This is a genomic window from Rosistilla ulvae (assembly GCF_007741475.1).
In the GTDB taxonomy this organism is placed as follows: domain Bacteria; phylum Planctomycetota; class Planctomycetia; order Pirellulales; family Pirellulaceae; genus Rosistilla; species Rosistilla ulvae.
Window position 1 is genome coordinate 1,786,337 of the sequence record NZ_CP036261.1, and the last position, 14,656, is coordinate 1,800,992.

Annotated in this window: 10 protein-coding genes and 1 tRNA gene; 6 read left to right on the forward strand and 5 right to left on the reverse strand. The window is 58.6% G+C overall.

The window, feature by feature from the left end:
* Nucleotides 1-167: 167 nt before the first annotated feature.
* Nucleotides 168-533: a GxxExxY protein gene (locus tag EC9_RS06465; protein WP_145343366.1), complete on the forward strand. Its 366-nt coding sequence runs from the start codon at nucleotides 168-170 to the stop codon at nucleotides 531-533.
* Nucleotides 534-1,032: 499 nt separating this feature from the next.
* On the opposite strand, the gene pepT is transcribed toward EC9_RS06465, so the two are convergent.
* Nucleotides 1,033-2,277 carry a peptidase T gene (gene pepT / locus EC9_RS06470; RefSeq protein WP_145343368.1) on the reverse strand — a complete coding sequence of 415 codons (1,245 nt, stop codon included), beginning with the start codon at nucleotides 2,275-2,277 and terminating at the stop codon, nucleotides 1,033-1,035.
* Between the two features lie 136 nt (nucleotides 2,278-2,413).
* Complete coding sequence (locus tag EC9_RS06475; protein WP_145343370.1) at nucleotides 2,414-3,859, reverse strand: Gfo/Idh/MocA family protein; 1,446 nt, start codon at nucleotides 3,857-3,859, stop codon at nucleotides 2,414-2,416.
* A gap of 241 nt (nucleotides 3,860-4,100) precedes the next feature.
* On the opposite strand from EC9_RS06475, the gene EC9_RS06480 reads away from it, so the two are divergent.
* The 3 genes from EC9_RS06480 (at nucleotide 4,101) to EC9_RS06490 (ending at nucleotide 6,193) form a co-directional block, all read left to right on the forward strand.
* Entirely contained in the window at nucleotides 4,101-5,276 is a 1,176-nt protein-coding gene (locus tag EC9_RS06480) for a 3-keto-disaccharide hydrolase (protein WP_145343372.1), read from the forward strand.
* Between the two features lie 76 nt (nucleotides 5,277-5,352).
* Entirely contained in the window at nucleotides 5,353-5,991 is a 639-nt protein-coding gene (locus tag EC9_RS06485; protein ID WP_145343374.1) for a TerB family tellurite resistance protein, read from the forward strand.
* Nucleotides 5,992-6,121: 130 nt separating this feature from the next.
* Nucleotides 6,122-6,193, forward strand: a tRNA-Cys gene (locus EC9_RS06490).
* A 227-nt stretch (nucleotides 6,194-6,420) separates the two neighbouring features.
* Here EC9_RS06490 and EC9_RS27235 read toward each other — a convergent pair.
* A complete protein-coding gene (locus EC9_RS27235) occupies nucleotides 6,421-7,509 on the reverse strand; it encodes a bifunctional transcriptional activator/DNA repair enzyme AdaA (RefSeq protein ID WP_218934633.1) in 1,089 nt (362 codons plus the stop codon).
* A 236-nt stretch (nucleotides 7,510-7,745) separates the two neighbouring features.
* Between EC9_RS27235 and EC9_RS06500 the strand changes: the two genes are divergently transcribed.
* Nucleotides 7,746-10,358 carry a right-handed parallel beta-helix repeat-containing protein gene (locus EC9_RS06500; protein ID WP_246105987.1) on the forward strand — a complete coding sequence of 871 codons (2,613 nt, stop codon included), beginning with the start codon at nucleotides 7,746-7,748 and terminating at the stop codon, nucleotides 10,356-10,358.
* Nucleotides 10,359-10,820: 462 nt separating this feature from the next.
* Here the strand turns inward: EC9_RS06500 and pncA are convergent, their stop codons facing one another.
* Together pncA and EC9_RS06510 are read right to left on the reverse strand one after the other, a co-directional pair.
* Nucleotides 10,821-11,438, reverse strand: coding sequence for a bifunctional nicotinamidase/pyrazinamidase (pncA, locus tag EC9_RS06505; protein ID WP_145343376.1), 618 nt, complete (start codon nucleotides 11,436-11,438; stop codon nucleotides 10,821-10,823).
* A complete protein-coding gene (locus tag EC9_RS06510) occupies nucleotides 11,435-12,910 on the reverse strand; it encodes a nicotinate phosphoribosyltransferase (RefSeq protein WP_145343378.1) in 1,476 nt (491 codons plus the stop codon). Before EC9_RS06510 ends, pncA begins: the two co-directional genes overlap by 4 nt.
* 419 nt (nucleotides 12,911-13,329) lie before the next feature.
* Here EC9_RS06510 and EC9_RS06515 point away from each other — a divergent pair, with 419 nt between their 5' ends.
* Entirely contained in the window at nucleotides 13,330-14,541 is a 1,212-nt protein-coding gene (locus EC9_RS06515) for an SGNH/GDSL hydrolase family protein (RefSeq protein WP_246105988.1), read from the forward strand.
* Nucleotides 14,542-14,656: the final 115 nt, after the last annotated feature.

Consider the following 14,656-nt stretch of genomic DNA (forward strand, 5'->3'; position numbering starts at 1 on the left):
GATATGGGCCTTGCCGCAGCAAAACGCGTCTTCAATGCATCGACCGAGGCTCAGATAGCCTGAGGTCAAACCTCCAAAGGAAGGTCGTGGGCATCGCGTCTACCGAAATCAACGACTTGTGCACGCATACGTTCTAGCCACAGAGATCACAGAGGACACAAAGCACGATGAGCGATGACCTGACAGAGAAGATAATTGGGGCCGCGATTGAGGTGCATCGTGTTTTGGGCCCGGGGTTACTGGAGTCTATCTACGAGGAAGCACTTTGTTATGAACTCCACATACGTGGCATCGCATGCGAACGACAAAAAGAAATCGATGTGATGTATAAGGGACACATCATCAAGGGACAAAAGCTTGATCTATTGGTTGAGGGTGAGGTGGTCGTGGAATTGAAAGCGGTCCAAAAGCTTCCCGACGTGGCTACGGCTCAAACGTTGTCCTATCTCAAATCCACTGGATTGAGGCGGGCACTACTCATGAATTTCGGTCAGGCGAGGCTTGTCGACGGCATAAAGCGACTTTCTCTGTAAAATCTGCCATACCAGGAATATGCCTCGATCGCAGGTGCCATCGAGCCACAGAGGTCACCGAGAACACAGAGGATCACCAGACAAAAACTCAGTGGCCTCTGAGTCCTCTGTGGCAAGCTTCGAGAATTTATTCTGCCGCACATGAATTACGCCGTCACCACCGACGTGACTGTGAGCCACAGAGGGCAACGAGAACACAGAGGGTTACCAGACAAAAACTCAGTGGCCTCTGAGTCCTCTGTGGCAAGCTTCGAGAATTTATTCTGCCGCACATGAATGACGCCGCCACCGCCGACGTGACTGTGAGCCACAGAGGGCACCGAGAACACAGAGGATCACCAGACAAAAGCTCAGTGGCCTCTGAGTCCTCTGTGGCACGTTACCAATAACTGCAATCGCGTCATACCGAATCGAATGGGACCGATGGCCACTGCAATTCAAAATGGCCCAGCAGACGGCACAACGGCTACGCGCTTCGTACATCCGAACAAGCAGCGACTCAGGCCGAAACCTCCGACCACAACCGCAACAACTCCTGCAGGTGCTCGACCGCCTGGATCATCTCTTCCAGGCATGCGAATTCGTGTAGCGAATGGATCGCGTGCTGACCGCTGGACAGGTTTGGCGTCGGCAGCCCCTTTTCCGTCAACGCCGAACCATCGGTCCCGCCGCGGATGATGCTGCGTCGGACCGGGCGGCCCAGATTCCGGAACGCCTGCTCCGCCAGATCGGCGACCCGCGGATTCTCTCGCAAACCGTCGGCCATGTTGCGGTATTGCGGTTTGACTTCGACGCGGACCGCGAGACCGGGATATTGTTGTTCCGTCGCCGTTGCCGCTTGCCGCAGTCGATCGGCGTATTGAGTCAGCTCCGCCGTATCGAAGCTCCTCAACAGCACGCGTAATTCGGCGCGGCCTACGCCCCCTTCGACCTCATACGGATGAATGAATCCGTCGCGGCCATCGGTCGATTCGGGAGATAGCGAATCGTCGGGCAACTGCTGCAGAAAGAAGCCCGCCGCCCGCGTCGCGTTGACCATCCGCCCTTTGCCGATCGACGGATGGATGTTCCGCCCGGTAAAGGTGACCAGCACGCCATCGGCCGAAAAAGTTTCGACGTCCAAATCTCCCGCTCCGCCACCGTCCAACGTGTAAGCGGCGACGGCATCCAATTGAGCCAAGTCGATCTTGTCGGTGCCGTGTCCGATCTCTTCGTCGCAGCTGAACAGGATCTTGACCGGGCCGTGGGGCAGTTGCGGATTTTCGATCAGCGTCGCCACCAATTCCATGATGATCGCCACGCCCGCTTTGTCATCGCCTCCCAACAGCGTCGTGCCATCGGTGGTGATCAAGGTCTTGCCGACCAGATCGGCCAGTTCGGGACAGTCGGCGACGCGGATGACTTGATTGTCTTCGGGCAGCGGAATATCGCCTCCCTGATAAACGATCACCTGCGGCTTCACATCGTCCCCGGGAGCTTCGGGCGATGTATCGACATGGGAGTTCAGTGCGATCGCCGGAGCGCCAGCGACGTTTGCTGGGACCGTTCCCCAGACCAAACCGTGGTCGTCCATGTGCGCATCGGCAACGCCCAGTGCAACCAATTGCTCCGCCAACACGCGGCTCAAATCCTTCTGCTGCGGACTGCTGGGATAGGTCTCGCTGTGCGGGTCGGCCGCAGTGCCGATCTGAACATATTGCAGGAAACGTTGCAGCAGACGCTCGCGGTTAACAGGAACAATCATCGGCGGGATTGGGTTGGTGGAAAGGGCGGTGAAGCCCGGGGCTCTTCAAAACGGAATCAGGCGATGAGTATACAAGAAACGGGGCCTCCGAATAAACCAGAGTCCCCGTTTGCGTTATTCCAAAGTGCCCCCAAGCCTACGCTTGGATCGTTGGCACTTCGTAACCTTCGCGGTATTTCCGTTTCAGGAAAGCGTTCGCCGCATCGGCATCGTCGCCAACAAACTGCTCGGTCTTCTCGTCGAGCGTCAACAGATGACTCATCTGAATCTCGCTGTTGTCCAACGACAGATCGTGCGATTTCAGATGCTGATCCATCTCGCCGATCAATGTGTTCCACTGGGGCAACTCGACCGATGCGGCATCTTGCGGCGAATACGGTCGGCCGGCGCGGAACGCGATGTTGGCTAGGTTGCACCATCCGGTGCTGTCGTTGCCAACCGCCACTTCGGTATTCAACAGCGAACGGTCGTGAGCGCGAACCGCATCGATGAAGTTCGCTTGATGCAACACGTTGCCCCCCGATCCCTTGAAGCTGGCGAGCTTTTTCCCGTCGGCATCAAACGCTTGAGCGCGGCCGCGTTGGCCTTCCAAACGGCCCCCTTCGCAATAGACGACGTATCCGCTGCCGGGGCCCGGATGCGCCGGGCTCTTTTTGCTGCCAGCTTTGTCGGGAAGATTCGACAGTCCGATCACGACCGGAATCGATCCGGTGTCGAAATACGCAAAGTGGACGTTGGGCGTTTGCCCCGCGTCGCCCAGGACCACACGTCCGCCGCCACCAAGAATTTGTTTGGGCAACGCGACCCGGTCTTGGAAGACGTTGTTGCGAACGTCGTCCAGGACGTGGACGCCCCAGTTGCCCATCTCGCCCGATCCGGTGTTCCAATCCCAGTGCCAATCGTATTGCAAATTATTGCGGAAGATCGGTTCGTCTTGAGCCGGGCCGAGCCACAGATCGTAAGCGACCGATTTGTCGATCTGCAGCGGCTCCGTCCGGCGTCCGATCGAACCTCGCAGACCGTAACGGTTGACGCGGACCGCTTGGATCGCCCCCAACGCTTTGTCGTCGTGCAAGTACTTTTGAATCTCAGCCTGCATCGGATCCGAACGCTGCTGCGTTCCGACCTGACAGATCCGATCGTACTTCCGCGCCGCCGCGACGGTCTGCCGACCTTCCCATTGGCTGTGCGACAACGGCTTTTCGACGTAGACGTCTTTGCCCGCTTCCATCGCCCAAATCGTTGCCAAGCAGTGCCAGTGGTTGCAGGTGGCGACGACGACCGCATCGATGCTGTCCGATGCGATCAGATCGCGAAGGTCTTTCCACGTTTGCGCTTTGGGAAACCTTCGGCTGGAGCGGCTCAAGCGAGCCTGATCGGGATCGCAAAGACCGGCGATGTTGACCCCGGGGACTTTTTCGAAGTAGCCCATCAATTCGTTCGAACGTCCGCCACAGCTGATGAAGCCGACGTTGATTTCGTCGTTGGCGAGAGCGGCATTGGCACGGCGGCCGGGGAGCGTCGCGACAGCGCCCGCGGCGAGACCAGAAGCGACGAACTGTCGTCGTGTTGCTTGAGTCATGTTTAAAAGTCCTCGAATGAAACAAGAGCGTTAGGGGAGATAAGCAGCGGCTATCAGCTGATGGCGGTCCGATATCAGACGCTGGCAAAAACTCATAATAGTCGATCTTGGGGAGTTTCGCCCATCCAGGATGTAGCTGGCCAGTGGGTAAAGTACAATCGAAACCTCTCTTCCCACCCTTGGTTGGCCGCCGTCTGATCGCCGGCAATCCGATCTCCCTCCCTTTGATTTGAGTCGAAACATGCATCGCAGCTGGATTGTCGCTCTCGTATTGCTGCTCGCCCCCACAGCGAACCTCTGGTCGCAACAGGAGGACGACGGTTTTGTCCCGATGTTTAACGGCAAGGACCTGGCGGGCTGGCAACTGGTCAACACCGATCCCCGCACCTGGTCGGTCGAAGAGGGGATGCTGATCTGCAGCGGAAAACCGATCGGCGAACTGCGGACCGATCGGATGTATCAGAACTTCATCATGGAAGTCGAGTGGCGGCACATGGTTCCCAAAGGGAACGCCGGAATCTTTGTCTGGGCCGACGATATCACCGCGAAGGGACAGCCGTTTCATCGCGGGATCGAAGTCCAAATACTCGAAAACGCCTACGGCAAAGCCGATTGGTTCACCACGCATGGCGATATCTTTCCGATTCATGGAGCCAAGATGACTCCGGGCAATGATCGCGGTGGCAGTCGCGCGTTTCCGACTGAAATGCGTTCGCTGCCGACGCCTCAATGGAATCACTACCGGATCGAAGCGATCGACGGCGCGATCTCGCTGGCGGTCAATGGCAAAGTCGTCACCCGTGGCACCGACTGCAACCCACGCAAGGGCTATCTGTGCATCGAATCCGAAGGAGGCGTCGTCCATTACCGCAATGTGAAGATCAAAGAGCTGCCCGATACGCCGATCGAAGCCAACATGATCGCGATCGCCGATCGCGGTTACCGCTGTCTGTACACCGGCATCGACTTGACCGGTTGGAGCGTGCAGCAGCCCGAAGGTGCGGCGAAGCAGACGGCGGAAGAGGCTGCTGGCCATTGGAAGCCGAGCGACTGGGTTCTCTCCTGCACCGGAGCCGCCGGCACGAACCTGCCACTTGCCTCCGACGAAGCCTTTGGCGATTATGGATTTGTCGTCGACTTCCGACTGAACAGGGATTCGGGCTCGCCACAGATCCGCCTGCGTGGCGATGCGGCCGCGGTAGCGATCGCGGGTGACGATTCGCCGCTGACGCAGCATCTGGATAAGGTGGGCAAGTGGAATCGGATCGAAGGAGAGGTTCGCGGCGACAAGGTTTCGCTGACGATTAACGGCACGGAGATCGAGCCGTTTGCGGCGACGGGATCCGCCGACGCCAAGGGGCCACTGACGCTGGTCCCCGACGGCCCTGTCGACTTTACCAACCTTTTCGTTCGCTAGCGGTGACGATGTTCGGGTTGCCGATCCGCGTCCGGTCGACGTTGCTAACATTTTCGTTCGATAAAAGGAGAGGCTGATGCTATTGATTGGGACAACCGATTTGCGTCGCACGCGCGATCGCGGCGACTTTCGCTGTCCCCAGTGTCGGCAGCTGCAACCGTATCGACTCAAGAGCGTCCGGCCGTTCCTGACGCTCTACTTCATCCCCACGATTCCGATGGGGGCAGTGCAACATTACGTCGAGTGCGACGAGTGCCGGCAAGCGTTTGAGCCGGCGGTGTTGGAGATCGATCCATCGACCGCCGTCCATTTGGAACAGCAGCAGTTCCATCAAGAGGTGATGAACGTGGCGGTCCTGACCGTTGTTGCCGATGGCGAGATCACCGAAGCGGAGATCAAGTCGCTGGGGCATGTTGCCGAGCTGCTGTTTGGTGAACCGGCCGACCGCGAAGACCTCGGGCGAATGTGCGCCGCGGCGACGCAGGTCGGCTACAAAGCTCACAACTATTTGCGCAGTGTCGTGCCGCGATGGGACCGCGATCAAAAGTACCTGGCGATGAAAGCGATCTTCATGGCGGCGAGTGCGGAGGGGGATCTTACCCCCGAGCAGTTGGAGGCATTGGTGGCGGTCCAGCGAACGCTGGGATTGAGCGAAGAAGATTTTCAGTCGGCGATCGAAGAAGCACTGGCGATCGCCGACCAATACGACCGATAGTTCACTCCATGCCGGTACGGTACAATCAAAGGACTAACGCAGACTGGGTTAGTTTTTTTGATTGGGCAGGCAAATTAAGTTAAAGCGACTTGACCAGATTTGCCGATTCTCCTATCGTACGACTCCTCAAGGCGCCGTGGCCAAGTGGCTAAGGCAGTGGATTGCAAATCCACCATCGCCGGTTCGAATCCGGCCGGCGCCTCTAAACGTTGCGTATAAAAGAAACCCGCAGGAATTAAGCCTCCTGCGGGTTTTTTCGTGGGTTCAACGCTCTGCGAATTCAAACTGCAAAACGCGTGGGGCGATGCCGCCGCAGTTAAACGGCCCGCGTTGGAGCCAACGATCTAGCCGCCCCCCTCGTGAAACCGCTTGCCCAGCGGGCCGCGCTCCATCGAGAGGCCTTTGCTGACGCGAAGGTGACACAGCCGACTAACACTGCCCGGTCGTCGCTGGCTGCTGACGCTCGATCTCCAACAGTCGCTGTTTTCGCCACAGTCCGCCGCCGTATCCGGTCAGCGTTCCGTTGTCGCCGATCACTCGGTGACAAGGGATCAGGATCGCGATCCGGTTGTCGCCGTTGGCCCGCGCCACCGCGCGGACCGCTGTCGGCTTGCCGATCGCCGTGGCTTGCTGAGCATACGATCGCGTCTCGCCAAATGGAATCTGCCGCAGCGCTTCCCAAACCCTTTGTTGGAATGGAGTCCCGGCGGTATCCAACGGGATCTCGAATCGAGTCCGCTGGCTGGCAAAGTATTCTTGCAGTTGCGACTGCAGCGTCGCAAACAGTGGACTTGGTCCGGGCAGCAGCGTCGCTCCACGCCGCTTTCGCAGCCGATCCAACTGCGTTTCCAACATCGGCCGATCTGCAAATTCCAGCAGACAGATCCCCGCGTCCGATGCGCCCGCCAGCATCGGACCAAGAGGTGTCAGCAGTCGCGCGATCGCTATCACTTGCCGGCCCTCGCTGTTGGCCGGTGCCGCGCCGATCGCTCGCTTAAATCCGTCGCCAAATCCGCTGATCGATTCGTAGCCGCTGTCCATCGCGACGTTGGTAATCGATTGTCGATCGCGAATCTGCCCGAACGCTTGATTGATCCGCCGCATCCGCAGGTAAGCAATAAAGGTCATCCCGTGTGTCTTTTGAAACCAGCGTCGGACGCGGGCTGGATCGAGTCCGCGCTGGCGAAGGTCTTCGCTGCGCAATCGAAGTGTTGCGTCGCGCTGGAGATCATCGATCAACGGCTGCAACCAATCGGGCGCAGCTCCCAGCGCAGCCAACGGTCGGCAGACTTTGCAGGGCCGAAAGCCGTGGGCCATCGCCGACTTTGCATCGCGAAAATACTGCACATTCTCCGGCTTCGGTTTCCGTGCCGTGCAAGACGGTCGGCAGAAGATCCCCGTCGTGCGAATCCCCGCTAGAAAAACCCCCTCAAAGCGGGAGTCTTTAGCGACCAAAGCGGCATACATCGTCTCGCGGTCCGGAAGCGTTGGTGGTTCGTTTGGGGCAACGCTCTTCATGTGAAATTCGCTTTACTCGTTAAACCTTAGAGGTTTGGGAACATTCATTTCGAAAGTCCTCCAATTTTTGGATGTCTGACTTAAAATGACGTTACCAGCTCGCTCACCGATCACAACCGCGAAAGCGACAGGCAATTCAATTGCCAGGTCGCCGTCCCGTTGAAATCGAGCAACCAACCGCCTAATTTGTGCGGTCCCCCAACCCAACACTCACCCTGTTTGAAAGTTCTCCAACAATGACTGTCATGTTCGCGCGAGCGATCTCAAAACTGGTTCCATCTGCTATTCGCTCCGTTTGCAGTATCGCGGTCGCCTTGTTGATCAGTGCGGCGGTTGCCTGCGACGCGGCGGAAACGACGCTGCATGTTTCGCCCGCCGGTCCACTGCATTCGCTGACCGAAGCTCGCGACGAGATTCGTCAGCGACGCGCCGACGCTCCCAATGAAAAGTTTCGGGTGATCGTCGCCGACGGACGCTATGAAATCAGCGAACCGATCGTATTCGAAGCCCAAGACGGCAACGTGGTCTACCAAGCCGCTGAAGGAGCCGCCCCGGTGATCTCTGGCGGCCGCCAAATCACAACGCCATGGACCGCCACCGATTCGGGCGTCTGGTCGACTCAGTTGCCTCAGGATTGGCGTTTCGATCAACTCTGGATCAACGGCAACCACGCGACGCGAGCCCGCGAACCGGATCACTTTTTCCACTACATGTTGCGCGGCCAAGAGACGTTGATCGAAAACGCGCGTCGCGCGCGGCAGACGCTGACTGTCGATCCCGACGACATCGCCAGCTTGCAAGGACTCAGCCCCGAACAGATCCGCAACGTGCAATTCCTGGCCTTCCATAAATGGGACACCACGCGGCGGTTCCTCGAGTCGGCGGATACCGCCGCGGGCCGCTTGGTCAGCGTTGGACGTGGGATGAAGTCGCACAATCCGCTGACCCTGAACACCGGCTACATCTTAGAGAACTACCGCGAAGCGATGGACCAGCCGGGCGAATGGTTCCTCGCCCCCGATGGTCTGCTCAGCTACCGACCTCGCGAAGGGGAATCGATGGACACGATCGAGTGCATCGCGCCGGTCAGCGAAAAGCTGGTTGTGATCCTTGGCGATGCCGCCAGCGACCAATCGGTGGAGAATCTCGAGTTCCACGGCTTGGCATTTCGGCACAGCGGGCTGATCACGCCGCCCGAGGGATTTGAGCCGTCGCAAGCCGCATCACCGATCGAAGCGGCGGTACAGATCGACGGAGCCCAGGGCATCGTCTTCGCCGACTGTGAAATCGGCCACACCGGCCAGTACGGTCTTTGGTTTCGCAAGGGTTGTCGCGACAGCCGCATCGAGCGATGTTGGATCCACGATCTCGGTGCCGGTGGCGTGCGTATCGGCGAAACCCGAATCGCCAAGAACCTCGCCGAACGGACCAGCCATATCGTCGTCGACAACAGCATCGTCAATCACGGCGGTCACATGTTCCCCTGTGCCGTGGGGATCTGGATCGGTCATAGTGGCGACAATCAAATCACGCACAACGAGATCGCCGATCTGTTTTACACCGGCATCTCCGTCGGCTGGCGCTGGGGATATTCCGAAAGCTTGGCCGCGCGGAATCGCATCGAACACAACCATATTCATCACATCGGCCAGGGTTGGCTGAGCGATATGGGAGGCATCTACACGCTGGGGCCGGCTCCCGGAACGGTCCTTCGCGGCAACCGAATCCACGACATCGATTCGTGGGGCTACGGCGGCTGGGGCTTGTACAACGATGAAGGAAGCACCGACATCCTGCTGGAAAACAACTTGGTCTACCGAACCAAATCGGGCGGTTACCACCAGCACTACGGACGCGACAACATCATCCGAAACAACATCTTCGCCTACGGACGCGAATACCAAGTGCGACGCAGCCGCGTCGAAGACCATCTATCGTTCACGTACGAACAGAACATCGTGCTGTTTGACAGCGAGGAACTGTTCCACGGCCGTTGGGGAGACGATGGAGTGAAGGTCGGGCGGAACCTTTATTGGCGTGGAGGAGCGGAGGTCGACATCAGCAAAGCGGACACGAGTGGCGAGTCGGTGATTGCCGATCCGCGATTTGTCGATCCCAAGCACGATGACTTCCGATTCATCGACACCACCGCCGCCGACAAAATCGGTTTCAAGCCGTTTGATGTTTCGGCAGCTGGTGTTTACGGCGAACCGGCATGGAAGGAACAAGCCGCATCGCTGCCGATGCCCGAGATGTTGAAGGCTCCCGAGCCGCGTGCCTATTCGGTCCGCGAGGACTTTGAAACCGGCGAGCTGCCGTTGGGAGCAAGAGTGAGCGCCGACAAAGAGCGAGGTGGTATCGAAGTCGTCGAAGTCGACTTTGCCCAGCGTGGCAGAAAAGCACTCCGTTTCATCGACACTCCCGACCAACCACACGCCTATTACCCGATGATGTCGCTGGCACCGAAGCACAGCAGCGGGACGACTCGATGCCGATTCATGATTCGGCTAGGTGAAGGAGCAGTCTTTCAGCACGAATGGCGCGACGCGGCCAAGCCGTTTCAGATCGGTCCAAGTCTGTGGATCGAGAAAGGCGTCTTGAAAGCGAAAGATGGCGTATCGGTCGAATTGCCCGTCGATCAATGGATCCGAATCGAAGTCGCGGCGCAGCTGGGGCAAGAGGCGGGACATTGGCATCTGCGAGTGACCGTTCCAGGACAGGAACCGCAAACGTTCCGCGACCTGACAACGACCAGTCCCGGTTGGCAAAACCTCGACTGGGTCGGCTTCGTCAGCCAAGCCAAAGACGACGCCGTCGTCTATATCGACGACCTCGAATTGGCGCAATAGGCTCGGGTAACAAGGGGCAAAGGGCGATCGATCATCGCTCCCAGCCAAAGGCCCGGCAATTTGCATAGCCCGGGCCAGCGGCCGATGGACCGCGAAGCGGCCCCAAAAGGTAGCCGGTGGTTTGAGCGTAGCGAATACCACCGGACCGAATCGCGAAATTGAATTCCGCCCCTGACGGGGGCGCACATCGATCTGCCCTCCATCCGGGAGCATCGCGTTTGTGGGCCTCGTGCTGCGGAGGTGCGCCGCTGCGCTGCGACCTCCGGCTACCATCTGCGCTCCTTTCGGGTACGCCGCGATGGACATGACCGCAAGGCCGGATCCCCAAACGTCTCAATGATCCCCATCGACCGCAACGCGGTCGCACTCGCCCCAAATTGCCTGGCCTTCGGTCCTTCGGGGACCGTTACTGGGGGCTTTCGGACCTCGGAATCCGACGCGATGGGGCGGGTTGTTTTTATGCTACGCCAGCCACTGGTCGCTGGTCACGCGTTGCACACCCGCGCGTTCCATCTCCGCGATCGCTGCCGCACAATCACCAGGCTGCAATTCGACGCCTCGACAGGCGTCTTGGATCAACCAGGTGCGGAATCCCAGACGACAAGAATCCAATGCGGTGGCGCGAACGCAATAATCGGTCGCCAGGCCGAGGATGTAGGTCTCGGTCACGTTGTTCTGCTTCAGGTAGTCGCCTAGACCGGTGGTATGCACGCCGCCGTTGTCGAAGAATCCGCTGTAGCTGTCCAACCTGCGATCGGTCCCTTTGGGGAAGACCTTCGTGAGCGAATGCGTCTGCAAGGATGCCGCCAGTTCCGCCCCTTTGCTGTTTTGCACGCAGTGATCGGGCCACATGACTTGCGCGACGCCGTCGATATCGATCGTATCACCAACCCGGTGGTTTGCGTGTTGGCTGGCGAAACTGGAGTGGTCTGGCGGATGCCAGTCCTGTGTCGCGACGACCAATGGGAAGAACGGTTGCAAGCGGTTCGCCAGCGGCAGCACCTCGTCGCCGCGAGGGACTGCAAGCGCCCCGCCGGGCAGGAAATCGTTCTGCAGATCGATCAAAATCAGTGCGTTCATCTTTGTCCTCGGGCTGCCTGAATCATCGATGTCTTCTGTTCATGAAGCGACAATTCGAGTCCGACCGGATAGGAATGGGGATTCTCAAATCGCTTGCTCGCCGCCGGTGTCTTTTGTAGCTGTTGTTGAACTCGTTGGCGGATCGTTTCCATTTTCGGAGCTTCATAGACTTTCGCGCCATCGCGAAAGATGGGAACCAAGAGGTCGGATGAGGCCGGGTGCGAATCGAATCGCTTGCGACGATTGGGATCGGCGGGATCGACCATCGTCGCCCCCTGGGCGAAATCGATCGAGGCTGCTTCGTTGTAGATCATGTCGCCGCGATGCTCCGATTCGTTTTCGAAACGCCGGACTTGCAGGATTCCCGGATTGCTGACCTTGATCGTTTGCTCGGACAGCTTCAGCCGGTACTGCCACGCGCCATCGGGATCGCGAATCGCCCCCAGCTTATAGACTCCGCCGAGTGCCGGTTGATCGTAGGCGGTCACCAGTTTCGTCCCGACGCCCCAGGTATCGATCCGAGCTCCCTGCAGCTTGAGGCTCACGATCAGCCGCTCGTCGAGATCGTTACTGGCGACGATCCGCGCGTCGGGAAAGCCCGAATCGTCGAGGATCTTTCGCGCTTCGATACTCAACCACGCCAGATCGCCCGAATCGAGTCGGATTCCCAACATCTCGTGCCCTTGGGCGCGAAGCGTCCGCGCTGTCTCGACGGCATTGCGGACACCGGCCAACGTGTCGTAGGTGTCGACCAGAAATAGACTGTTGTTGGGCATCGCCGCGGCATAGGCGTCAAACGCCTCGCGCTCGCTGGGAAACGTCATCACCCAGCTGTGGGCGTGGGTGCCGAAGATCGGCAGATCGTACAACTTGCCCGCCAGCACGTTGGACGTTCCCGAGCAACCGCCGATGCACGCGGCGCGCGAAGCCGACAGCGAACCGTCGATCCCTTGGGCGCGGCGGAGCCCATATTCGACGACGCGATCGCCGGCGGCAGCTTGGCAAACCCGAGCGGCTTTGGTCGCGATCAAGGTCTGGAAATTGAGGATGTTCAGCAGCGGCGTCTCCAACAGCTGGCCCATCAGCATCGGCCCCCGAACGCGCAGCAACGGTTCGTGCGGATAGACGACCGTTCCCTCGGGGATCGCATCGATGTCGCAGCTGAATTTCAGCTGCCCCAAGTACTCGAGAAAACCATCGTCGAACAACGGCTTGGCGTCGGCACCTCGCAGCGTGGCGAGGTAGGCCAGATCGTCCGCTTCGAAGCGAAAGTTCTCCACGTATTCGATCGCCATTTGCAGCCCACACGCGATCGAGTAGCCGCCTGAAAACGGATGGTTGCGAAAGAAAAGATGGAACGCCGCCTCGCGCTCCGCCAGGCCATGCTTCCAGTATCCGTAAGCCATCGTCAACTGATAGAGATCGGTCAACATCGCCAACGAAGGTCGATACAACTGCTGCAAAAGATTCATGCACGCTGCCCTGTCTACGAGATAGATCCTGGGCACCGGTGTACCCCCAATTCCTGCCTGCCCTAATGATTTTATCGCAACATTATACTCCATCGGTTTCCGATACGTGCCCGTCGCAAGACGACGCATCAGGGCTATTAAGTGTTTCAAACTGAGAAGCGTCAGTGGAAATGGAAACCCGACGCGTAAGCGAGGAATTTGCATGCTTCCTCGCTTACGCGTCGGGTCTTCAACAATCCCCAGACTCAAACACTGATTTGCCCTGGACGACGCATCTCGCGGATCGATCGTGCGGTGGGCCGCGGAAAAATCTCACCTTCGGTCTGTGAATTTTCTCGAAACGGGTCGATCCGGCTGATACTTTGGTGCACTTGCGTTACAGAATTTATCCCCCCAACAAACACCCCTGAGACCTGAGCATGCCGCGCCCGTTGATGATCGCCTTATTTCTATGGATCTCCTGTTCGATCTTCGCCGCCAATCCGGCCAGTGCCGACGATTCGCTGACCCTCGATCCGGCCAATTCGATATTGCGCGGCGATTTCCAGAATGCACGGATTCTGTTCGAACGGGAGCAGCGCGGGCACGTCGCCTTCATCGGTGGTTCGATCACCGAAATGGATGGCTATCGCCCGATGGTGATGAAGTCGCTGCAGGAGCGATTCCCAAAAACAGAGTTCACGTTCACCGACGCCGGCATCTCGTCGACCTGTTCGACGACCGGTGCCTTCCGACTGCAGCGCGATGTGTTGGACAAGGGGCCCGTCGATCTGTTTTTTGTCGAATTTGCCGTCAACGACGATCAGGACGCGATGCACTCGCGAGAGGCTGCGATTCGCGGGATGGAAGGGATCATCCGCCACGCCCGCTTGCACAATCCAAACGCCGACATCGTGCTGACCTACTTTGTGAATCCGGGAATGTTGGCCACGTCGCAGCAGCAGAAAACTCCGCTCTCGATCGCCGCTCATGAAGCGGTTGCCGAACACTATAAGATCCCAGCGATTCGGCTGGCTCGGCAGGTTGCCAGCAGCATCTCCGCGGGCGATCTCAGCTGGGAAGTTTACGGTGGCACGCATCCCAAACCGGCGGGAAATCGGATCGCCGCCGATCTGATCGATCAATTGATCGATGTCGCTTGGAAAGGGGACAAGAACGCAAAGGACGCGAAGATCACGCCTCATCCGTTGCCCGAGCCGATGGATGCGGACAGCTATTTCCGCGGTCGTTTGTTGGATGTCGCCGACGCCGATCTGACAGCAAAAGCGACGGTGAAAGTTCCCGATTGGGATGCGATTCCCGGGGGCAAGCGAAGCCGCTTCACCAGCGAACGGCTGCTATGTCTCGAGGGGGCGGGAGCGGAATGCTCGTTGAAATTCAGCGGCACCGCGATCGGAGCTTATGTGTTGGCGGGGCCCGATGCGGCAACGGTCGAAGTGAGTATCGACGGCGGCGCTTTCCAGCCGTTCGAACTCTACCACCATCACAGCAAAGGGCTGCATTATCCGCGGACTGTGATGTTCGCCACCGATCTGAGCAACGATGCGCATCAGATCAAATTGAGAGTCGCTGCGTCACCGGAGCATCCAGAACGCCAGGTCACGCGGATCCTAAACTTCGTCGCCAATTAAACGATCTTGATGAAGGTGATCGTTAGCACGCAGGTTATTGCCAGAATGCTCCTGGCTGAACGAAAAGATGGGTGGTTGATCAATCTGCGAATCCAGCGCCAACGCTCCGACTGCT